The 21679-nt window shown below is 61.1% G+C and carries 15 protein-coding genes; 5 read left to right on the top strand and 10 right to left on the bottom strand.

Going from position 1 to position 21679, the window contains the following annotated elements; translation table 11 throughout:
• Positions 1–27: 27 nt before the first annotated feature.
• From AC1UK9_RS02580 to AC1UK9_RS02540, 9 genes are all read right to left on the bottom strand, one after another.
• The gene (locus tag AC1UK9_RS02580; RefSeq protein WP_482579270.1) at positions 28–1479 is read right to left on the bottom strand and encodes a lipopolysaccharide kinase InaA family protein; all 1452 of its coding nucleotides are present in this window, start codon (positions 1477–1479) and stop codon (positions 28–30) included.
• Positions 1479–2231 carry a lipopolysaccharide kinase InaA family protein gene (locus tag AC1UK9_RS02575; RefSeq protein WP_482579268.1) on the bottom strand — a complete coding sequence of 251 codons (753 nt, stop codon included), beginning with the start codon at positions 2229–2231 and terminating at the stop codon, positions 1479–1481. The genes AC1UK9_RS02580 and AC1UK9_RS02575 overlap by 1 nt, the downstream gene beginning before the upstream one ends.
• Positions 2228–2962: a lipopolysaccharide kinase InaA family protein gene (locus AC1UK9_RS02570; protein ID WP_482579266.1), complete on the bottom strand. Its 735-nt coding sequence runs from the start codon at positions 2960–2962 to the stop codon at positions 2228–2230. The genes AC1UK9_RS02575 and AC1UK9_RS02570 overlap by 4 nt, the downstream gene beginning before the upstream one ends.
• Positions 2962–3768 (bottom strand): lipopolysaccharide core heptose(I) kinase RfaP, encoded by an 807-nt coding sequence (gene rfaP, locus AC1UK9_RS02565; protein ID WP_025110209.1) that lies wholly within the window; start codon positions 3766–3768, stop codon positions 2962–2964. The genes AC1UK9_RS02570 and rfaP overlap by 1 nt, the downstream gene beginning before the upstream one ends.
• Entirely contained in the window at positions 3769–4890 is a 1122-nt protein-coding gene (locus tag AC1UK9_RS02560) for a glycosyltransferase family 4 protein (RefSeq protein ID WP_025110210.1), read from the bottom strand.
• Positions 4890–5951, bottom strand: a complete 1062-nt coding sequence (waaC, locus tag AC1UK9_RS02555; RefSeq protein WP_025110211.1) for a lipopolysaccharide heptosyltransferase I — start codon at positions 5949–5951, stop codon at positions 4890–4892. Before waaC ends, AC1UK9_RS02560 begins: the two co-directional genes overlap by 1 nt.
• 1 nt (position 5952) lies before the next feature.
• A complete protein-coding gene (gene waaF / locus AC1UK9_RS02550) occupies positions 5953–6987 on the bottom strand; it encodes a lipopolysaccharide heptosyltransferase II (protein WP_108592099.1) in 1035 nt (344 codons plus the stop codon).
• 195 nt (positions 6988–7182) lie between these two features.
• Positions 7183–10122: a bifunctional [glutamate--ammonia ligase]-adenylyl-L-tyrosine phosphorylase/[glutamate--ammonia-ligase] adenylyltransferase gene (gene glnE, locus AC1UK9_RS02545; RefSeq protein WP_482579264.1), complete on the bottom strand. Its 2940-nt coding sequence runs from the start codon at positions 10120–10122 to the stop codon at positions 7183–7185.
• Positions 10119–10244, bottom strand: coding sequence for a hypothetical protein (locus AC1UK9_RS02540; protein ID WP_473014280.1), 126 nt, complete (start codon positions 10242–10244; stop codon positions 10119–10121). Before AC1UK9_RS02540 ends, glnE begins: the two co-directional genes overlap by 4 nt.
• A 262-nt stretch (positions 10245–10506) precedes the next feature.
• Between AC1UK9_RS02540 and aceE the strand changes: the two genes are divergently transcribed.
• From aceE to msrA, 5 genes are all read left to right on the top strand, one after another.
• On the top strand, positions 10507–13152 hold the full coding sequence (gene aceE, locus AC1UK9_RS02535; RefSeq protein ID WP_007915682.1) for a pyruvate dehydrogenase (acetyl-transferring), homodimeric type: 2646 nt from the start codon (positions 10507–10509) through the stop codon (positions 13150–13152).
• 11 nt (positions 13153–13163) lie between these two features.
• Positions 13164–15140: a dihydrolipoyllysine-residue acetyltransferase gene (aceF, locus tag AC1UK9_RS02530; protein WP_482579261.1), complete on the top strand. Its 1977-nt coding sequence runs from the start codon at positions 13164–13166 to the stop codon at positions 15138–15140.
• A 274-nt stretch (positions 15141–15414) separates the two neighbouring features.
• Positions 15415–16812, top strand: a complete 1398-nt coding sequence (locus AC1UK9_RS02525) for an alkaline phosphatase D family protein (protein ID WP_482579259.1) — start codon at positions 15415–15417, stop codon at positions 16810–16812.
• Positions 16813–17065: 253 nt separating this feature from the next.
• Positions 17066–19762 carry a putative bifunctional diguanylate cyclase/phosphodiesterase gene (locus AC1UK9_RS02520; RefSeq protein ID WP_482579258.1) on the top strand — a complete coding sequence of 899 codons (2697 nt, stop codon included), beginning with the start codon at positions 17066–17068 and terminating at the stop codon, positions 19760–19762.
• 208 nt (positions 19763–19970) lie between these two features.
• Positions 19971–20636: a peptide-methionine (S)-S-oxide reductase MsrA gene (gene msrA / locus AC1UK9_RS02515; RefSeq protein ID WP_025110217.1), complete on the top strand. Its 666-nt coding sequence runs from the start codon at positions 19971–19973 to the stop codon at positions 20634–20636.
• Positions 20637–20745: 109 nt separating this feature from the next.
• Here the strand turns inward: msrA and AC1UK9_RS02510 are convergent, their stop codons facing one another.
• Positions 20746–21585 carry a 23S rRNA (adenine(2030)-N(6))-methyltransferase RlmJ gene (locus AC1UK9_RS02510; RefSeq protein ID WP_482579257.1) on the bottom strand — a complete coding sequence of 280 codons (840 nt, stop codon included), beginning with the start codon at positions 21583–21585 and terminating at the stop codon, positions 20746–20748.
• Positions 21586–21679: the final 94 nt, after the last annotated feature.

Genomic DNA, 21679 nt, shown 5'->3' with positions numbered 1-21679 from the left:
GGGAGCGGGCTTGCACGCGAAGGCGGCTCAGGCCGCGCTGGAGATGCTCTTGGGCAACCGCTGATCGATCACCTGATACAGCGCGCTGCTCTCGGGCCAGTTGCGCATGAAGCGCGCCCGATCCCGCGCATAGGCTGGCGCGAAACTGCTGGCAGACGCGTGCTGACACATCGAATCCAGGTCGATCAATGCCCAGCGATCCTCCTGCCAGAACAGGTTATGCCCCTTGAAATCGCCATGGCTGATGCGTTCGGCAATCAGCCGCGCAAACAGTTGATCCAGCGCCAGCAACTCGGACGCCGGCGCCGCGCCGCTTTCGACGTACGGTGCGAAGCGCTCGATGATGTCCGGCCCCGGCAAAAACTCGGTCACCAGATAGGCACGGCTGCGCAGCCACAGAAAACGCTTCTCCAGCACCGCCAGCGGTTTCGGCGTGGCAATGCCGAGGAACGCCAGGCGATTGCCTTCACGCCACGAGTGCCACGCGCGGCTCGGGCGCCAGAAACGCTTGAGCCAGTGCGCAAAGCCTTTGATGTTGTAGCGCTTGATCACCAACGTGCGCCCGGCCACCTCGACCTTGCCGACGCTCGCCGCGCCGCCGGTCTTGTACAGATGGCCCTGATCGAGCAGGGCATCGGCTTGATCCAGCACCGGCAGCATCGCTGCTTCTTCCTCGCGACGGATCGCCCGCAGGCCAAATGCACCGCGGCGCACACTGAACAGGGTGCACTCGCGGCCGACCTTGATCAGGTAGTCCTTCAGGCGCCAGGCGCGAACCTTGGCGATCTGCTTCTGCAACGCTTCCAGCGGCAGCGCGTGCTCGCTGTTGCTCAGCAGGTAATACACCAGCAACTCTTCGGTGAACGGTTCCAGCGACTTGGGCAACTGGGCGAAAAACATTCCGAGGTTTTCCAGCACCTTCTGCCGCGACAACGGCTGACCGGCGGTCTCGACACAGATCCCGGCGCCATCGATCAAGTACAACTGACCGCCGTGGCGCAGCAGGTTGTCCAGGTGCAGATCTTCCTGCCACAGGCCCTTGCCATGCAGTTGACCGATGGCCCCCAGCGCCTCGGCCAGCACCGCCGATTGCTCATCCGCCAGCACCGGCAGCGACTCGACCTGCTGCCAGGCATCACCGAGGCTTTCGGCGTTTTCAAGGAATTCGAACAACAGCCAGCCGCCCTCACCGTCCTGCAAGCCATCGGCCAGCAGCAACGGTGTGGTCAGGCCTTGCTCGGCGAGCCATTTGACGCCCGCCAGCTCGCGCTGAAAATGCCGCGCAGCCTTGCTGCCCACCAGCAATTTGGCCAGCACCGGCCTGCCGCGCCACACGCCGGCACCGACATAGCGCTGCCCGGGCAGTACCCGCAGCAGGCTCAGCAACTGCAGATCCGCAGAGCCTGCCGCATCGGCGAGGGTGATCGTCAGCGGCAGACTCGGCGCGCGTCCGGCATTTTTCAGTTCGGACAAACGCATCAACGGGTCTCCTTGCGACTGCGACGTGCAGTCAGTCGCGTAACCCAACTGTCGACCAGCGAGCTGTCGATTGGCTGATCGAGATAGGCCACCAGCAACTCGCGCAATTGCGCCTCGCTCCACTCCGGCGCGCGACGCAGCAGCGGTTCCAGATCCTTGACCCGATCACGCAGACCGAACAACAAGGGCCGGGTCTTTTCCAGGTCGATCAGTTGCGCCCGGTAGCGCTCGCCGTCAGCCTGCAAAAAGATGTGTTTGGGGTAGAAGCAACCGTGCACTTGGCGCACGCCGTGCAGCTGGCGCGCCAGTTGTCCACAGGCCTTGAGAATCGCCGAATGCTGCGCAGCGGTCAGTTCAGACCAGCGCTGCAACAGCGAATCAAGGTCGTCCCAACCGTCGAGGGCACGGGTCAGCAGGATCGCGTGGACGTCGCCCTTGACCTTGCGCTCACCGAAAAATGCCGCTTGCAGCGCCGGAATCCCCAGCTTGTTGTAGCGGCTGATATTGCGAAACTCGCGGGCAAAACTGGGTTCGCCAAACGGCGCGTGCAGGGTGCGGGTCAGATAATTGCTCTGACGCTTGAGGTAGTAGGCCTGCCCTTCGAGCTCCAGGCGAAACACGCTGCTCCAGCCACCGCCATCGGTGTTCGGCTCGTCCACCGCTTCGAGCTGTTTGGCCCAAAGCGCATCGAAAGTGCCGAGGCCATGACGCTCAAGCAGCGCCCGGTCTTCAGCGGCCAGGAAATCAGTCATTCGCGTCCCTCGAAAAATCTCACCACGTGACGAATCCGTTTCTTGTCGGCGGCATTGAGCCGATCACGTCCGCGGTATTGCAGGTAGAAGCGCAGGCGCTGGGTGTTCGACAGGTGATATTTGGCCACTTTGTCGAGACAGGCCAGGTCCTTGGTGATTCGGTATTTGAGCCAGAAGCCGCGCCAGAAATCGCCGTTCGGGCAGTCGATCAGAAACAACTGCGCCTGATCGTCGATCAGCAGGTTGCGCCACTTCAGGTCGTTATGGGTAAAGCGCTGATCGTGCATGGTCCGGGTGTAAACGGCCAATTGCCGACTGATGCCATCGACCCAGCGGCGATCCTTGAGTTTCGGATCGTTGCGTTCGGCCAGCGCCGAGAGGTCTTCGGTGCGCGGCAGTTCGCGGGTGATCATCGCCCCACGGGCATAGGCGGCGCCGCGCCGTTCCAGGCCCCAGGCCACCACTTCGGCGGTGGGAATACCCCACTTGGCGAAGCGCTTGAGGTTCTGCCACTCCATCTTCACCCGAGGCTTGCCCAGGTAACGGCGCAAACCCTTGCCGGCGCCGACGTAGCGTTTGACGTAGTAATTGACGCCGTTGCGCTGCACGCGAATGACTTCAGACAGCGGATCGCGGGTCAGGCGTTCGCCTTGCAGGGCAAACACCGCCTCGAGGCTGCCGAAGTCTTCGGCCAGATCGCTGTACTGCGGCTCTAGAATCCAACCCGCCATCAGAGCGCATCCCCGTAACGCTGTTTACGCGCATAGAGCTTGTTGGCCTTGCCTTCGAGCCAACTCAGCAGCGGTGCTTCTTGCGCCAGGATCTGCCGTAGCGGCTGCTGGAAATAGCCTTTGAGGAAACGCAGTTTGTCGCGACGGGTCAGGCCGATGTCCAGCGCCGAGAAATACAGTGCCGCCAGATCCTTGTTGCGCCAGCGCTGGGTAATTGCCGGGCGGGTCTGGGCACGGTGCAGGTCGATCACCGAGAGCTTGAAGCTCTGCGGGGTGATCGGCTTGTCGGTGTGCAGCAGAAAGTGGCAGATGTAGCAGTCGCGATGGTTGACCCCGGCGCGGTGCATCATGCCGGTCATGCGCGCCACTTCAGCGATCAGCGCACGCTTGAGCGTTGGCTCTGGCGGCTGCTTGACCCAGTCGATGCTGTAGTCTTCGAGGCTGATGGTCGGCGCCAGCTCTTCGGTGACGATGAACGAATGCTGATCGGCCGGGTTGCTGCCCTTCTCACCGTAGGCGACAGCGGTCATGGTCGGCACGCCGACTTCCTGCAGGCGCTGGATGGCCTTCCACTCCTGACCCGCACCGAGTACCGGCAGCTTGGCGGTGAGCAGGTTCTTGAAGATCTCGCCCCAGCCGATGCCACGGTGGATCTTGACGAAAAATCCGTGGCCGTCGACTTCCGTGCGCAGCGTCCGTCGAGCCTCCAGCTCGCGGTAGACCTCGCCCTGCAAGCCCTCGACTTCGGCGAACGGGTCGCGTCCGGCCCAGAGGCTCTTGAACGGTTCAGCCAGCATCAACTTCATTTAAGCGTGCTCCGCCAGAATCACATCGGCCGCGTGCTGCGGCATGCTGTAGAGGTCGGCCGTCTCGGCGAAGGCCAGACCATTGCGGCTCCAGGCCGCGCGTGCAGAGGCGTCGCTCAACATGTCAGTCAGGTATTGCGTCAGTTGCGCCTGATCGAATGGCTCGTCCAGCACTCGCCCGGCGTCCGCCTCGGCGATGTAATGGGCATAACCGCAGACCGCGCTGACCAGCACCGGCAAACCCGCCACCAGCGCTTCGAGCAGCACCGTACCGGTGTTTTCGTTGTACGCCGGGTGGATCAACAGGTCGGCACCGAGCAGGAAACGCGGGATATCGCTGCGGCCCTTGAGGAACGTCACGTTGTCGCCCAGGCCCAAAGTGGCACTCTGCATCTGGAACAATTTGGGGTCATCCTGGCCGATTACAAACAGCCGGGTGCGTTTCTTCAGCTCGGCGGGCAACGCGGCCAGCGCCTTGAGACTGCGATCGACGCCCTTGGTCTTGAACCCGGAACCAATCTGCACCAGCAGCAGTTCGTCATCCTTCAGATTGAATTCGGCGCGGAAGCCGGCACGAATTTCATCGGCATCTGCCGGGCGCCGACGATCCAGGGCAATGCCCGGCGGCAGCAGGTGGAAACGCTCAAGCGGGGTGTCGTAATGCTTGATGAACAGCGGCTGCTGGACTTCGGAAATCATCAACACTTCGGTTTTCGCATCTTTGGCGAACACCGCGCGCTCGTACTCGGCGAAGTGGCGATAGCGACCCCAGCGGCGGTACAGCGAGTGGCGCAAGTTCTGCGCCTTGTCTTCGAAGCAGCCGTCGGCGGCGTAGTAGACGTCCAGCCCGGGCATCTTGTTGAAGCCGATCAGCCGGTCCACCGGACGCTTGGCCAGGTCCGCTTCCATCCACGCGCTGAGTTTCTCGTTGCGACGGTGATTGAAGAACGCCTTGACCGGCGCCACCAGCACTTCGAAACCGGGCGGTACGTCACCTTCCCAGATCAGCGTGTAGACACGGATCTGGTGGCCGCGCTTCTGGCATTCGAGGGCGATGCGCATGAAGTCGCGCTGCAAACCACCGAACGGGAAATATTTGTACAGGACGAATGCCAATTGCATCAGCGCAGCTCCTCAGCCATTAACAACGTGCTCAGTCGGCTGGCGACACGCTCGGGATTCACACGCGTGAAGCACAGAGGCTGCTCGCGTTTCAGGTCAAACTGACGGGCATCCTGCGCAGTCGGTTGGTAAGTGCATTTCTTTTGCAGGCAAGGGGCGCAGGGGAAATCACTGGCCATGTGAATCTGCACCTTGCCGTAGGCGCCGGTCAGACCCGGGTTGGTCGGGCCGAACAGCGAAATTGTCGGCACGTCCAGCGCAGCGGCCAAATGGCCGAGGCCGGTGTCGACCGCCACGCAGGCCTGGGCGCCGGCGAGGACTTTGCCGACGCCGGCCAGGTTCAGCTTCGGCAACACTTCGGCATGCTTGAACCCGGCGGCAATGCGCTCGGCGCGGGCCTTCTCCAGCGGGTTGCCCCACGGCAGCTTGACGCCGACGCCAAGATAGCCGACCCGCTCGGTCAGCTCGCGCCAGTAGGCTTCCGGCCAGTGCTTGGTGTCCCACGTGGTGCCGTGCAAAAACACCACGAATGCGCTCTTGCGCGGCAATTCCACCAGGCGCTCGACGTTGAGGCCGTAATCGCCCAAGCCTTTGGGCAGGTCATAACCGAGGGCGATGGCGAACAACTGCCGCACGCGCTCGACCGCGTGCTGCCCCCGCGCCACGGCCAGCTTGCGGTCGTAAAAGCGTGCCGCCATCGGCTCGCGCGCCGAACCTTTATCGAGGCCGGCCACCGGGGCTTTGACGTAACGGGTCAACCAGGCACTTTTCAGCAGGCCCTGGGCATCGATCACCAGGTCGTATTTGCTGGCGCGCACGCTTTGCTTGAAGCGTTTCCACTCGCCGCTGGTGATGGTTTTCCAGATGTTTTTGCGCCAGCGGCGGATCGCCACCGGAATCACCTTGCCAACGGCCGGGTGCCAGGTCGGAATCTCGGCGAAGCCTTCTTCCACCACCCAGTCGAACTTGATCCCGGGGATGGCCCGGGCCGCGTCGGTCAGCGCCGGCAACGCATGAATCACATCGCCCAGCGATGAAGTCTTGATCAGCAATACCCGCAACTTAATGAACCTCGACCACAGTACCCTGCAGTTTCTGCAAGGCATCGTTGACCGCGTCCGGCATCAGCTGGCGCAGGCAGTTGTAATGGCCGAAACGGCAAGTGCGATCGAAGCAAGGACTGCAATCGAGTCCCAGCCGAACGACTTCGACGTGCTCGGCCAGCGGCGGGGTGAAACCCGGCGAGGTCGAGCCGTAGACCGCCACCAATGGGCGGTTCAGTGCGGCAGCGACGTGCATCAGGCCGGAGTCGTTGGACACCACCGAGTCGGCACAGGACATCAGGTCGATCGCCTCGGCCAGCGAGGTACTGCCGCTGAGGTTGACCGACTCTTCACGCAGGCCGGGAATCAGCCGCGCGCGGATGTCTTCGCCCACCGCGTGATCGTTTTTCGAGCCGAACAGCCACACCTGCCAGCCTTCACGAATCCGTGCTTCAGCGACCTTGGCGTAATGCTCGGACGGCCAGCGCTTGGATTCGCCGAACTCGGCGCCGGGGCACAGGGCCAACACCGGACGGTCGAGGGTCAGGCCGAATTTGGCCAGCGCGGCTTCGCGGGTCACCGGGTCGATTTGCAGGCTCGGGCGCGGATAGGGTTTGGGCAGTTCGGCGTTCGGCTCATAGGCCAGCGCCATGAAGCGCTCGATCATCAGCGGATAACGCTCTTTATCCAGCGTACGCACATCATTGAGCAGGCCATAGCGGAACTCGCCGCGCCAGCCGGTGCGCTGCTTGATGCCGGCAAAGAACGGCACCAGCGCCGACTTCAGCGAGTTGGGCAGCAGGATCGCCTGATCGTACTGGCCGGCCAGCGACTTGCCGATCCGCCGGCGCGTCGCCAGTTCCAGCGCGCCGTGGCCGAGCGGAAAGCTCAAGGCCTTGCGCACTTCGGGCATGCGCTCAAGGATCGGCCGGCTCCACTCGGGGGCCAGCACGTCGATTTCGCATTGCGGGTGGCGCTGTTTGAGACACTGAAACAGTGTCTGCGCCATCACCATGTCACCGACCCAACTGGGCCCAACGATCAGAATATTCATGTGGTTTCCATAAACGAACCGGGGAGGCATTTACGCCTCCCCGCCTCGAGAATTCTACAAACACTGTAGATCTGCTGTGGGAGCGGGCTTGCTCGCGAAAGGGTCTTCACATCCAACATTATTGTCGTCTGATACTCCGCTTTCGCGAGCAAGCCCGCTCCCACAGGGGCCATCAGGTGTTTCAAATATCCGGTTTCAGCTTAGCCCCAACTCTTTCCAGATCCGCAATACCTGCTGGCGTTCCTCGACAAACTGATCGCCCTGGATCACCCCGGCGTCCTTCTGCAAGGCCTGCCGGTGGGCAGCGGAGCGGTAGGCTTTATACGCCTCACGCAACAGGCTGGCGTCTTCGGCAGGCATCAGCCCTTCGTGTTCCAGCTCTTCCAGAATGCGAATGTTATCAGTCCAGCGCAGCAATGGCGGGTGGCTGTGCGACCACGCCAAGGCCGCGTATTGCACCATAAATTCAATATCGACGATACCTCCGGCGTCCTGCTTGAGGTCGAACGGCGCCGTGGCCTCGAAGGCATTTGCCGCCGTACCGGCCGCAGTGCCCTTGCTGCCGAGGTTGTCGCGCATCTTGGCGCGCATCTCACTGACTTCCTGCTGCAACTTCGCCAGATCCCGCGCCTTGCCCAATACCTGAGCGCGGACTTTCTCGAACGCCTGACCGACATCCTGACTGCCCACCAGTACCCGCGCACGCACCAGCGCCTGATGTTCCCACGTCCAGGCTTCATTTTCCTGATAGCGGGCAAATGCACCCAAGGAGCTGACCAGCAACCCGGATGCACCGGACGGCCGCAGGCGCATGTCCACTTCATACAGCTGGCCGGAGTTGGTCTGCGCCGTCAGCAGGTGAATGATCCGCTGACCCAACCGGGTGAAGAACTGCGCGCCATCGATTGGCTTCGGCCCGTCGGTTTCCGCCTGAGGATCGCCGTCATGGATGAACACCAGGTCCAGGTCCGAACCATGCCCCAGTTCCAGCCCACCGACTTTCCCATAACCGACAATGATGAAGCCGGGATCGCACAAGGTGCCATCGGTGCGCAGCGGCGTGCCGTACTTGGCGACCGTCTGGCGCCAGGCCAGGGCCAGCACTTGTTCGAGAATCGCTTCGGCCAGCCACGTCAGGTAATCGCTGACCTTCATCAACGGCAGGCTGCCGGCGATTTCCGAAGCGGCGACTCGCAAGCGATGCGCGAGCTTGAAGTGACGCAGGGCTTCCATCTGTTGTTCGAGGTCGTCTTCGGGAATCCGCGTCAGGCGCTCGCGCAATTCGGCAGCCAGCTCAGGGGCCAGTGGCGGCTTGAACAGGCGACCTTCATTAAGCAATTCGTCGAGCAACAGCGGGAAGCGAGTGATCTGCTCGGCAATCCACGGGCTCGCTGCGCACAGCGTCAGCAAACGCCGCAGGGCGCCGGGGTTCTCCGTCAGCAGCACTAGATAAGCTGAACGCCGGGCCACTGCTTCGACCAGCGGCAGCACCCGCTCCAGCACCAGATCCGGATTGGCATGCTCCACTGCCTGGGCCAGCAATCGTGGAATAAAGGCATCGAGACGCTCACGCCCCAATCGCTGCATCGCGCGCAACTGCGGGCTGCCGCGCAAACCGGCCAGGGCCTTCAGCGCTTTGTTCGCATCCTTGAAACCGCCCTCTTCCAACTGCCGGCAAGCGGCTTCTTCGTCCTGTGCCTCTTCCCACAGCGGCAGCCACTCACCGCCAACCACCACTTCGCAATCAGCGCCCTCTTCTTCATCGGGATCAGCGATCACCTGCGCAAAGTGCCAGGCGACCCGGCCCCGCCAGAACATCAGTTTTTCGTGGAAAGCATCCCAATCGGCGAAACCGAGCATGAACGCAATGCGCGCCTGATCCTGAGCGCCATCCGGCAACATCTGGGTCTGGCGGTCGGCAATCGCCTGGATCGCGTGCTCGGTGTAACGCAGGAATTCGTAGCCTTCACGCAACTCGCTGATCACTGCCGGTGGCAGATAACCCTGCCCCTCCAGCGTGCTCAATACCTTTAATAAAGGACGCTGTTGCAGGCTCAGATCGCGCCCGCCGTGGATCAACTGGAAGGCCTGGGCAATGAACTCGACCTCGCGGATGCCGCCCGAACCGAGCTTGATATTGTCGGCCATGCCCTTGCGCCGCACTTCCTGCTGGATCAGCTGCTTCATGGTGCGCAGCGCCTCGATCGCCGAGAAATCCAGATAGCGCCGGTAGACGAACGGTCGCAGCATGTCGAGCAACTGCGCACCAGCCGCTTGATCGCCGGCCACCACCCGCGCCTTGATCATCGCGTAACGTTCCCAGTCACGACCCTGATCCTGGTAATACTGCTCCAGTGCATTGAAGCTCAGCACCAATGCACCGGACGAACCGTACGGGCGCAGGCGCATGTCGACGCGGAACACGAAACCGTCGACCGTCATCGGGTCAAGGGCCTTGATCAGACGCTGGCCGAGACGAATGAAGAATTCCTGATTATCCAGCGCACGTTTAACCCCGACGGTTTCGCCGCCCTCGGGGTAGGCGAAGATCAGATCGATGTCCGAGGACAGATTCAACTCGACGGCGCCGAGCTTGCCCATGCCAAGGATGACCATCTGCTGCGGCAAACCGCTGCGCCGGCCGGTCGGTGTACCAAACTGCTGGCAATGGCGGCTGTACAGCCATTGATAGGCCTGATCGATGGTGGCGTCGGCCATGTCCGACAGGTCGCGACAGGTCTGTACCAGGTCGGCCTGGCGATTGAGGTCACGCCAGATGATGCGTACTTGATGACGGGCGCGCTGACGACGCAGTACGCGCCCGAGCTCGTCTTCGCTTTGTGCGGTGTTTACGGCGGCGGCAATCTGCGAGCACAGTTCACCCGGCGCGAATGGCCGGTCGAGTTCGCCGGACTGCACCAAGGAGAGCAACATCAAAGGGTCACGAACGCTCTGTTCAATGACGAAATCGCTGGCGGCGCCGACGCGAGCCAATTGCGCCCAGCGCTCCGGCGTCCAGTGGGCAAGGCCATGATCGTCTTCCAGTGAGGCGACGGCCGTACGGAACGACTGCTCGGATCGAGTGACCAACGGCAGGAGAATGGCGGGCAGATCGGCAAGCGCGGGCAGGGTCATGGTCTATCCTTGATCGGCGTGTAAATGGCCGCTTGTAGTGAATGATGAAAACCCGCTACGCGAAGGACTGTCGAACAAAAGTTAGAAATAGCTGAAATTTCTTCTTCTTTAGCATCCAGCATCAAAGTTTCACCTTTTACGGATGGTAATCGACCAACCTTAACGATTATTCTCACAACGCAGTCGGAGGCCACAAGCCTTTCATCTGTAGTTTTACTACTCGTCTATACATCCGAAAGGCTGAAATGCTCAAAGATTTGTAGTAAAACTACACGCCGCCGGAACAACCTGTCGGCAATCCAAGAATTTTAAATCGTCTGCCCACAAGGCCAGTCGCAAACTCAGGCAACCGATTCTGGAAGCCTTTCCGCCCTGGAGCAAGCCATGCAAGACCTCGATCCCGTCGAAACCCAGGAATGGCTGGACGCCCTGGAATCGGTTCTCGACAAAGAAGGCGAAGACCGTGCTCACTATCTGATGACCCGTATGGGCGAACTCGCGACCCGCAGCGGCTCGCAGCTCCCTTACGCCATCACCACGCCTTACCGCAACACCATCCCGGTAACCCACGAAGCACGCATGCCTGGCGACCTGTTCATGGAACGCCGCATTCGCTCGCTGGTACGCTGGAACGCGATGGCCATGGTAATGCGTACGAACCTGAAAGATTCTGACCTGGGTGGTCACATCTCCAGCTTCGCTTCCAGCGCGACCCTGTATGACATCGGCTTCAACTACTTCTTCCAGGCCCCGACCGACGAACACGGCGGCGACCTGATCTACTTCCAGGGCCATACTTCGCCAGGCGTTTACGCCCGTGCGTTCATGGAAGGCCGCATCACCGAAGACCAGATGAACAACTTCCGCCAGGAAGTCGACGGTCAGGGCCTGTCGTCCTACCCGCACCCTTGGCTGATGCCTGACTTCTGGCAGTTCCCGACCGTATCCATGGGTCTGGGCCCGATCCAGGCGATCTACCAGGCTCGCTTCATGAAGTACCTGGAACACCGCGGCTTCATCCAGCCAGGCAAGCAGAAAGTCTGGTGCTTCCTGGGCGACGGCGAGTGCGACGAGCCGGAATCCCTGGGCGCGATCTCCCTGGCCGGCCGCGAGAAGCTGGACAACCTGATCTTCGTCATCAACTGCAACCTGCAGCGCCTCGACGGCCCGGTTCGCGGCAACGGCAAGATCATCCAGGAACTCGAAGGCGTGTTCCGCGGTGCACAGTGGAACGTGACCAAAGTCATCTGGGGCCGTTTCTGGGACCCACTGCTGGCCAAGGACGTCGACGGTATCCTGCAACGTCGCATGGACGAAGTCATCGACGGCGAGTACCAGAACTACAAAGCCAAAGACGGCGCGTTCGTCCGTGAGCACTTCTTCAACACGCCAGAACTCAAGGCGATGGTTGCTGATCTGTCCGACGACGAGATCTGGAAACTCAACCGTGGCGGCCACGACCCGTACAAGGTCTATGCGGCGTACCACGAAGCGGTCAACCACAAAGAACAACCGACCGTCATCCTGGCCAAGACCATCAAGGGTTATGGCACCGGTGCCGGCGAAGCGAAAAACACGGCGCACAACACCAAGAAAGTCGACGTCGACAGCCTGAAGTTGTTCCGCGATCGTTTCGACATCCCGGTCAAGGACGAAGAGCTGGAGAACCTGCCGTTCTTCAAGCCAGAGCCAAACAGCGCCGAAGCCCGCTACCTGAGCGAGCGTCGCACTGCACTGGGCGGTTTCGTGCCACAGCGCCGCGCGCAAAGCTTCAGCGTGCCGACGCCGGATCTGGACACCCTCAAAGCCATCCTCGATGGTTCGGGCGACCGTGAAATCTCCACCACCATGGCGTTCGTGCGGATCCTCGCGCAACTGGTCAAGGACAAGGAAATCGGCCCGCGCATCGTTCCGATCATCCCGGACGAAGCCCGTACCTTCGGTATGGAAGGCATGTTCCGTCAGCTGGGCATCTACTCGTCCGTCGGCCAGCTCTACGAGCCAGTCGATAAAGACCAGGTGATGTTCTACAAGGAAGACCAGAAAGGTCAGATCCTTGAAGAAGGCATCAACGAAGCAGGCGCCATGAGCTCGTTCATCGCCGCCGGTACTTCGTACTCCAGCCACAACCAGCCGATGCTGCCGTTCTACATCTTCTACTCGATGTTCGGCTTCCAGCGTATTGGCGACCTGGCCTGGGCTGCCGGCGACAGCCGCACCCGTGGCTTCCTGATCGGCGGCACCGCCGGTCGTACCACCCTGAACGGTGAAGGTCTGCAACACGAAGACGGTCACAGCCACCTGCTGGCCGCGACCATCCCGAACTGCCGCACCTACGATCCAACCTACGGCTACGAGCTGGCGGTGATCATTCAGGACGGCATGAAGAAGATGACCGAAGAGCAACAGGACATCTTCTACTACATCACCGTGATGAACGAGTCGTACCAGCAGCCAGCCATGCCGGCCGGTGCCGAAGAAGGCATCAAGAAAGGCATGTACCTGCTTGAAGAAGACACCCGCGATGCGGCGCACCACGTACAGCTGATGGGCTCCGGCACCATCCTGCGTGAAGTCCGTGAAGCGGCGAAGATCCTGCGTGAAGAGTTCAACGTCGGCGCCGACGTGTGGAGCGTCACCAGCTTCAACGAACTGCGTCGCGACGGCCTGGCCGTAGAGCGCAGCAACCGTCTGAAGCCTGGCCAGAAGCCTAAGCTGAGCTACGTCGAAGAGTGCCTGAACGGCCGTAAAGGTCCGGTCATCGCCTCTACCGACTACATGAAACTGTTCGCCGAGCAGATCCGTCAGTGGGTACCGTCCAAGGAATTCAAAGTCCTGGGCACCGACGGTTTCGGCCGCAGCGACAGCCGCAAGAAACTGCGTCATTTCTTCGAAGTCGACCGTCATTTCGTGGTGTTGGCAGCCCTGGAAGCACTGGCTGACCGTGGTGATATCGAACCTAAGGTGGTGGCTGAAGCCATCGTCAAGTTCGGCATCGACCCGGAAAAACGCAACCCACTGGACTGCTGAGGAGACATTTTGTGAGCGAACTCATTCGCGTACCTGACATCGGCAGCGGTGAAGGTGAAGTAATTGAACTGTTTGTGAAGGTCGGCGACCGTATCGAAGCCGACCAGAGCATCCTGACCCTGGAATCGGACAAGGCCAGCATGGAAGTGCCGGCCCCGAAAGCCGGCGTCATCAAAAGCCTGAAAGTGAAGCTGGGCGACCGCCTGAAAGAAGGCGACGAACTGCTTGAGCTGGAAGTCGAGGGCGCCGCGCAAGCGGCCCCTGCGCCTGCCGCTGCACCGGCAGCAAAAGCTGAAGCCAAACCGGCTGCGGCGCCTGCTGCCGCGCCTGCCGCTGCCCCTGCTGCCCCTGCTGCCCCTGCTGCCGCTTCGGTTCAGCAAGTGCACGTGCCGGACATCGGTTCGTCGGGCAAGGCCCAGATCATCGAGATCCAGGTCAAGGTCGGCGACAAGGTCGAGGCTGATCAATCGCTGATCACTCTGGAATCCGACAAGGCGAGCATGGAAATCCCGTCGCCTGCCGCTGGCGTGGTCAAGGCCATCAGCGTCAAGCTCAACGACGAAGTCGGCACCGGCGACCTGATCCTGGATCTGGAAGTGGCGGGTGCTGCGGCCCCTGCTGCTGCCGCTCCAGCCCAGGCTGCTGCACCGGCCGCTGCGGCTGCACCTGCTCCTGCAGCAGCCCCGGCTGCTCCAGTGGCCGACAGCGTTCAGGACATCCACGTTCCGGACATCGGCTCGGCTGGCAAAGCGAAGATCATCGAAGTATTGGTCAAGGCTGGCGACAGCGTTGAAGCCGACCAGTCGCTGATCACCCTGGAATCCGACAAGGCGAGCATGGAAATCCCGTCGCCCGCTGCCGGCGTGGTGGAAAGCGTTTCGATCAAGCTGGACGACGAAGTCGGTACCGGCGACCTGATCCTCAAGCTGAAAGTCAAAGGCGCAGCGCCTGCTGCTGCCCCGGCTCCAGCTGCCGCTGCTGCTCCAAGTGCTCCAGCCGCTGCCGCTCCGGCTGCCGCTGCACCTGCACCTGCTGCTGCGCCAGCCGCCGCACCGGCCAAGCCGGGTGCGAAAGTTCACGCCGGTCCTGCCGTGCGTCAACTGGCTCGCGAGTTCGGCGTGGAGCTTAACGCTGTCGGCGCCAGCGGCCCGCACGGTCGTATCTTGAAAGAAGACGTACAGACTTACGTCAAAGCGATGATGCAGAAGGCCAAGGAAGCACCGGCCGCTGCTGCCGGCGCAACCGGTGGTGCGGGCATCCCGCCGATTCCGGTCGTCGACTTCAGCCGTTTCGGCGAAATCGAAGAAGTGCCGATGACTCGCCTGATGCAAATCGGCGCGTCGAGCCTGCACCGCAGCTGGCTGAACATCCCGCACGTGACTCAGTTCGATTCGGCTGATATCACCGAGCTGGAAGCGTTCCGCGTGGCCCAGAAAGCCGTTGCAGAGAAGGCCGGCGTCAAGCTGACAATCCTGCCACTGCTGCTCAAGTCGTGCGCGCACATGCTCAAGGAGCTGCCGGACTTCAACAGTTCGCTGGCGCCAAGCGGCAAAGCGATTATCCGCAAGAAGTACGTCAACATCGGCTTCGCCGTCGACACTCCGGATGGCCTGCTGGTACCGGTCATCAAGAACGTTGACCAGAAGAGCCTGTTGCAACTGGCAGCCGAAGCCGCTGCGCTGGCTGCCAAAGCCCGCGACAAGAAGCTCACCGCTGACGACATGCAGGGCGCCTGCTTCACCATTTCCAGCCTCGGCCACATTGGCGGCACCGGCTTCACGCCGATCGTCAACGCGCCGGAAGTGGCGATCCTCGGTGTTTCCAAGGCGACCATCCAGCCAGTCTGGGACGGCAAAGCCTTCCAGCCGAAACTGATGCTGCCGCTGTCGTTGTCCTACGATCACCGTGTGATCAACGGCGCCGCTGCCGCACGCTTCACCCAGCGTCTGGGCAGCCTGCTGGCGGACATCCGCACCATCCTGCTGTAATCCCAGGCGGCCCTCCGGCAACGGAGGGCCGCTTGTGTTTCACGTTTTCGAGCGCCACACGCTCGTACCTCAACCCCGTCAGTTTGACGGGGCTTTTTTTGCCTGAAGAAATACCAGCGCATCTTCCTACATGTTCGGCTTATTTAAGCCACGAGCACAGTCCACTTCGCCTCGATATTTTTGCTCGACGGCCAACTAACCTTTGTCCCTCTAGTTAAATAACAAAAACCCTGCGTTATTTATCAACAACAAACTTACTCGAACGGATTCGAATATGTTAAAGCCAACAATTGGCCCGATCATCGGCCACGTGACAACTCATCATGCGCGGATATTCATGCGCGCAGACCGCCAGGACAATGCACCGGTATTTGCCGGCATTCGCTACCGGATGGCAGACACACAACAGTGGTCAACGGGTAATTTCGCTGAACTCGATAGTTTGCGCGACATGACGGCGGTGTTCGTACTCAACAACTTGAGCAGCGACACCGAATATGAATACCAGACCGGCTGGTTCAGCCCGATGAATCCGGTACACACCGTGGACAGTGTGGCCGAACTACCGCTGCAGTGGCCCCGGGAAATCTATCGCCTGCGTACCCGTTCCAGCCAGGCCCTGCAGCCACGGGCTTACATCGTCGGCTCCTGCCGCTATTTGCGCATGAGCGCAGGCATCCCCTCGCTGCCCCACCTCGGCGACCGGATCTTCGCTTCCATCAACCAGTTGATCGAAGGTGCGCAACCGCCGATCAGTGCCACGTTGATGACGGGTGATCAGATTTACGTCGACGACCTTAATCTGTTCGCACCTGATCGTGAATACGAAGAGATCCTCAGCAAATACCGCGCGGCGTTCTCCCAACCCAACATTCAGCGTTTGATGGCCGGCACCTCGACTTACATGATCCTTGATGATCACGAAATCGAAGACAACTGGCCGGCGAATGCCGGAAAGTCTGATCACGCGCTATATCGCAATGCCATGGCGGCTTATGAGATCTATCAAGTAAGCCACAGCCCTGCGCATGAGCTGACAACTAACGAAGAAGTCGACCGGGAAAAGCTCGAGCACTACTGGTATCAATTCAGTGACGGTGACATTGAATGGTTCGTGACCGACAGTCGCACCCGACGCAACCTGTCGGCCGATGATCGCCGCATCCTCGACGAGGCGCAGGAACAGGCGCTCCTTCAGTGGCTGATCAACAGCCCGGCGCGGGTCAAGTTCGTCGTCACCAGCGTGATGTTCTACCCGGATCGCAAGCTGCACGGCGACGACGCCTGGAAAGCCTTCCCGGAGCAACGCCTGCGCCTGCTGGAAACCATCCGCACCCAGCGGATCAGGAACGTGGTGTTTGTCTCGGGCGACGTGCACGGCTCGTTGACCTCGCGCCTGAGCCACAGCGAAGACCCGGACTTCGAAGTCCACACCATCGTTTCCTCGCCTTTTCATAACAGCAAGCTGTTGCCCTACGCCAGGGCCTCGACGTTCATCCTCGATCAACCGCTGGCGCGCACCGCAGCAGGCGACTATCACCACGAATTGACCAGCGCAGTGGTCAGTGAAGACAACTTCGCGCACATGGTGGTTGAGGCTGATCAGATTTTGATCAATTACCATGATCGGGATGGAAAGAAGCTGCAATCGATCAGTATGAAATTACGCTGAAACCTTAAAAAATTGCAGCCTTCGGCAGGTCCTGCACGGGTGTGCGCCCCCTGTAGGAGCTGCAGCAGGCTGCGATCTTTTGCTCTTTTACGAGAGGCGCTGGAGAAATGCCTTGCGCGGCCGACATATTCTTATAGCACTTGGCCTTCATCTCTCTTGTCAGTCGGTGCCGCAATGATGCAACCTTGCCGCAGGCAACAGTAAAGAGGGCGAGAGCCCGGCGCGTTCAGCATATTTCCAAGCGAGTTCCTTCATGAAGAGCCAACCCGATGCCGCCAGCCGTATGGCGGCCGAGGTAGTGACGCAGTTGCCTGTGCCCTCGCGGCTCGGCATGCTGCGTTTCGAGCGCTTGAATGAAGCCAGCTGGGCGATGCTGTTTCTCGACCCCAACTGCGAGCGTCAGTTCGGCCAACCGGCGGTCGAACTCTGTGCGCTGGTCGGCTCGCCCTACGCCAGCCTGATGGAGCCTGAAGCGCGCTATCAACTGCACGACACCATTCAGCAGCAACTCGGCGTCGGCCCGCATTATCTGGTGCGCTACACCCTGCACACCGCCGCCGGCGCCTTGAGCATCCTCGAACTCGGCGAAGCCTACAAACAGCACAATCGCCACCTGTTGCGCGGCTATTTGCTGGCCGTTGATAACGTGTTCGCTGAAGCGCCCACGCTGCCGTCCGTCGACCTCGAAACCCAGAATTCCCGCCTGCAGATCGCTCTGGAACTCAACCAGCGTGCCCAGCAGGAACAACTGCAACATCTGGATCGGGTGCGCGCCCAGCAGGATCTGATCCTGTTGCTGGCCCGCCAGCGCTACAGCAGCCACAATTCGCTGCAGGAAGCCGCCGAGCTGATCACCCGCTGCGCCTGTGACATCTATGAAATCGACTGCGCCAGCCTGTGGAACCTCGAAGGTAATCTGCTGGTGCCGATTTCGGCGTATCACCGCGCGACTCAGGAATACATCCTGCCGGAGGTGATCGACATCAGCGGTTTCCCCGACTACATGGACGCCCTGCACGGCAGTCGCGCCATCGACGCGCACAACGCCATGCGCGACCCGCGCACCCGCGAGATGGCCGAAGCCCTGCGCCCGCGCGACGTCAACGCAATGCTCGACGCCAGTATCCGCGTCGATGGCCAAGTGGTCGGCGTGCTCTGCCTGGAACAGACCGGCGTCACCCGCGCCTGGCAGTCCGACGAAATCGCCTTTGCCGGTGAGCTGGCAGACCAGTTCGCCCAGGTCATCAACAACCACAACCGTCGCACCGCCACAAGCGCCCTGCACCTGTTCCAGCGCGCGGTCGAGCAAAGCGCCAACGCCTTTTTGCTGGTCAATTGCGACGGCGTGGTCGAGTACGTCAACCCGAGCTTCACCGCGATCACCCAGTACTCCACCGAGGAAGTCCACGGCCAGCGCCTGTCGGAGCTTCCGGCCCTGGAAAACCTCAGTGAACTGCTGTTCGACGCGCCCTCGGCGCTGGCCAAGAGCAACAGCTGGCAGGGCGAATTCAAGAGCCGGCGCAAGAACCTCGAACCGTACTGGGGTCAGTTGTCGATCTCCAAGGTGTATGGCGACAACCGCGAGCTGACGCACTACATCGGCATCTACGAAGACATTACCCAGACCAAACTGGCGCAACAGCGCATCGAGCGTCTGGCGTACACCGACAACCTGACCAACCTCGGTAACCGGCCTGCATTTATCCGCAATCTGGACGAACGCTTCGCCCGGGATAGCGATACCCCGATCAGCCTGTTGCTGGTGGACATCGACAACTTCAAACGAATCAACGACAGCCTCGGTCACCAGACCGGCGACAAACTGCTGATCAGTCTCGCCCGGCGCCTGCGCAACAGCCTGAGCCCGAGCGGCAGCCTGGCGCGGTTTGCCAGTAACGAGTTCGCCGTGCTGCTCGACGATACCGATCTCGAAGCCGGGCAGCAGATCGCCAGCCAACTGCTGATGACCCTCGACAAACCGATGTTCGTCGACAACCAGCTGATCAGCGTCACCGGCTCGGTCGGCCTGGCCTGTGCGCCGCTGCACGGGCGCGATCCGCAGACCCTGATGCGTAACGCTGGCCTAGCCCTGCACAAGGCCAAGGCCAACGGCAAGCACCAGGTGCAAGTCTTCACCGAGGCGCTGAACGCCGAGGCCAGCTACAAGCTGTTCGTCGAGAACAACCTGCGCCGCGCCCTGACCCAGAACGAGCTGGACGTGTTCTATCAGCCCAAGCTGTGCCTGCGCAGCGGTCGCCTGCTGGGCATGGAGGCACTGCTGCGCTGGAACCACCCGGAGCGTGGCATGATCCGTCCGGACCAGTTCATCAGCGTCGCCGAAGAGACCGGCCTGATCATTCCGATCGGCAAGTGGATCGCCCGTCAGGCCTGCCGCATGAGCAAAGCGCTGACCGCTGCCGGCATGGGCAATCTGCAAGTGGCGATCAACCTGTCGCCCAAGCAATTCTCCGACCCGGACCTGGTCGCCTCGATCGCCAACATCCTCAAGGAAGAAGCGCTGCCGGCCAATCTGCTGGAGCTGGAACTGACCGAAGGTTTGCTGCTGGAAGCCACCGAAGACACGCACCTGCAGCTCGACCAGCTCAAGCGCCTGGGCCTGACCCTGGCCATGGACGACTTCGGCACCGGTTATTCGTCGCTGAGTTATTTGAAGAAATTCCCGATCGACATCATCAAGATCGATCGCAGCTTCATCCACGAGATCCCGGACAACCAGGACGACATGGAAATCACTTCGGCGGTGATCGCCATGGCGCACAACCTCAAGCTCAAAGTCGTGGCCGAAGGCATCGAAACCGCCGAACAGCTGGCATTCCTGCGTCGCCACCGCTGCGATGTCGGCCAGGGCTACCTGTTCGACCGCCCGATACCCGGCGCCGAGCTGATCCAGGCGCTCAAGCGCTACCCACGCGGCCCGCTCTGCCTCTAAACAACACAGATCCCTTGTAGGAGTGAGCCTGCTCGCGATAGTGGTAGGTCAATCAACTTATTCGTTACTGAAATACCGCTATCGCGAGCAGGCTCACTCCTACAATGGGTGCGAGTACCCGCACATTTTGGGTAGTGATTAACTGGGCATCATTGGGCACACTGGCGGTCTGATTTTTTACATCCCATCCTGACTGAGAGGAACGATCATGGTTCTGCGCTCGGAAATTCTGGTGAACAAAAACGTGCTACCGACCAAAGACCAAGCTCTGCCCGGCCGCGAAACCGCGATGACCCTGCCTGAAAAGCACTTCGTCTTCGAAGAAACCCCGCTGCTCGGCCCATTCTTCCAGGACGTCGACTTCGCGATCTTCGGTCTGGGTTGCTTCTGGGGTGCCGAACGCCGCTTCTGGCAGCGTGAAGGCGTGGTCAGCACCGTGGTCGGCTACGCCGGTGGCTACACGCCGAACCCGACTTATGAAGAAGTCTGCTCGGGCCTGACCGGCCACGCCGAAGTGGTGCTGGTGGTGTATGACAAGGCCAAAGTCAGCTACGAAGAGCTGCTGGCGATGTTCTGGGAACTGCACAACCCGACGCAGGGCATGCGCCAGGGCAACGACATCGGCACCCAGTACCGCTCGGTGATCTACGCGACCTCGCCAGAGCAACTGGATGCGGCGCTCAAGAGCAAAGCGGTGTATCAGGCTGAACTGTCGAAGGCCGGTCTGGGCGAAATCAGCACTGACATCGAACAGGCGCCGACCGTGTACTTCGCCGAGGCGTATCACCAGCAATACCTGGCGAAGAATCCCGAAGGCTACTGCGGGATCGGCGGCACCGGCGTGTGCATGCCACCGAGTCTGGCGGGCAACTAAAGCCTGGAAGCTTCGCGAGCAAGCCCGCTGCCACATTTGAAATGCGTTCCAAATGTGGCAGCGGGCTTGCTCGCGAAGGCGTCCGATCAGACACCATCAAAGCAACTGATCAACTCTCGGCAATCAACCAGTCCATCTGCCACCCACCCTGGGTCTGCCCAAGTTTCCTGGACAGCCACGGCAGCAGCTCACGCAATTCTTCCTCCAGCCCCCACGGCGGATTGGCAATCGCCATGCCCGAACCGTTCAGGCTGTTCGGCGTATCCAGCGGATGCACCAACAGCTCCACGCGCAGCAGTTTCGGCGCACCAGTACCGGCCAGGTCCTGATAGAAACGACGCAGCGCACGCTGGTCCTTCACCGGGTACCAGATTGCCGCCACGGTCTGGCGCATCCGGCCAATCGCCTCTTTCAACGACGCCGCGCAACGTTGCATTTCATCGATCTGTTCGAACGGCGGATCAATCAACATCACCGCACGCTTCTCCTGCACCGGCAACATCGCCCGCGCCACATGCCAGCCCTCGCCCAGATGCACCTTCACCCGACGGTCGCCGGCCATATTGTCCTTGAGCAGCACGCCGTCTTCCGGGTGCTTCTCGTTGAGCATCACCCGGTCCTGCGGCCGGGTCAGACGCCGCGCCAACTCCGGCGAACCCGGGTAATAGCGCAACTGGCCATCCGGGTTCATCTCGTGCAGCACTTTCATGTAGTCGGCGGTCAGCGCCGGCAGATCCGGCTGATCCCACAAGCGCGCGATGCCTTCCAGGTACTCGCCGGTACGGTTGGCCTGATCACCCTGCAGGTCATACAGACCGATGCCGGCGTGGCTGTCGAGATAGGCAAACGGCTGCTCCTTGCGCGACATCAGGGCGATGAGGCGGGTCAAAGTCAGGTGTTTGAACACATCGGCGTGATTGCCGGCATGGAAGGCGTGACGATAATTCATGGCTGCTCCTGCGAGGGCCGTGAAGTTTACCTTTTACCGGGCGGCAAGTCAGGGGTTGGCGGCCGAGCGGGCCTCTCACATCTCAAGAACCCGC

Source organism: Pseudomonas sp. AK-TSAG1-1, assembly GCF_056821665.1.
The sequence above is the reverse complement of the archived record's forward strand: the minus strand, read 5'-3'. Positions and strand labels throughout refer to the sequence as shown.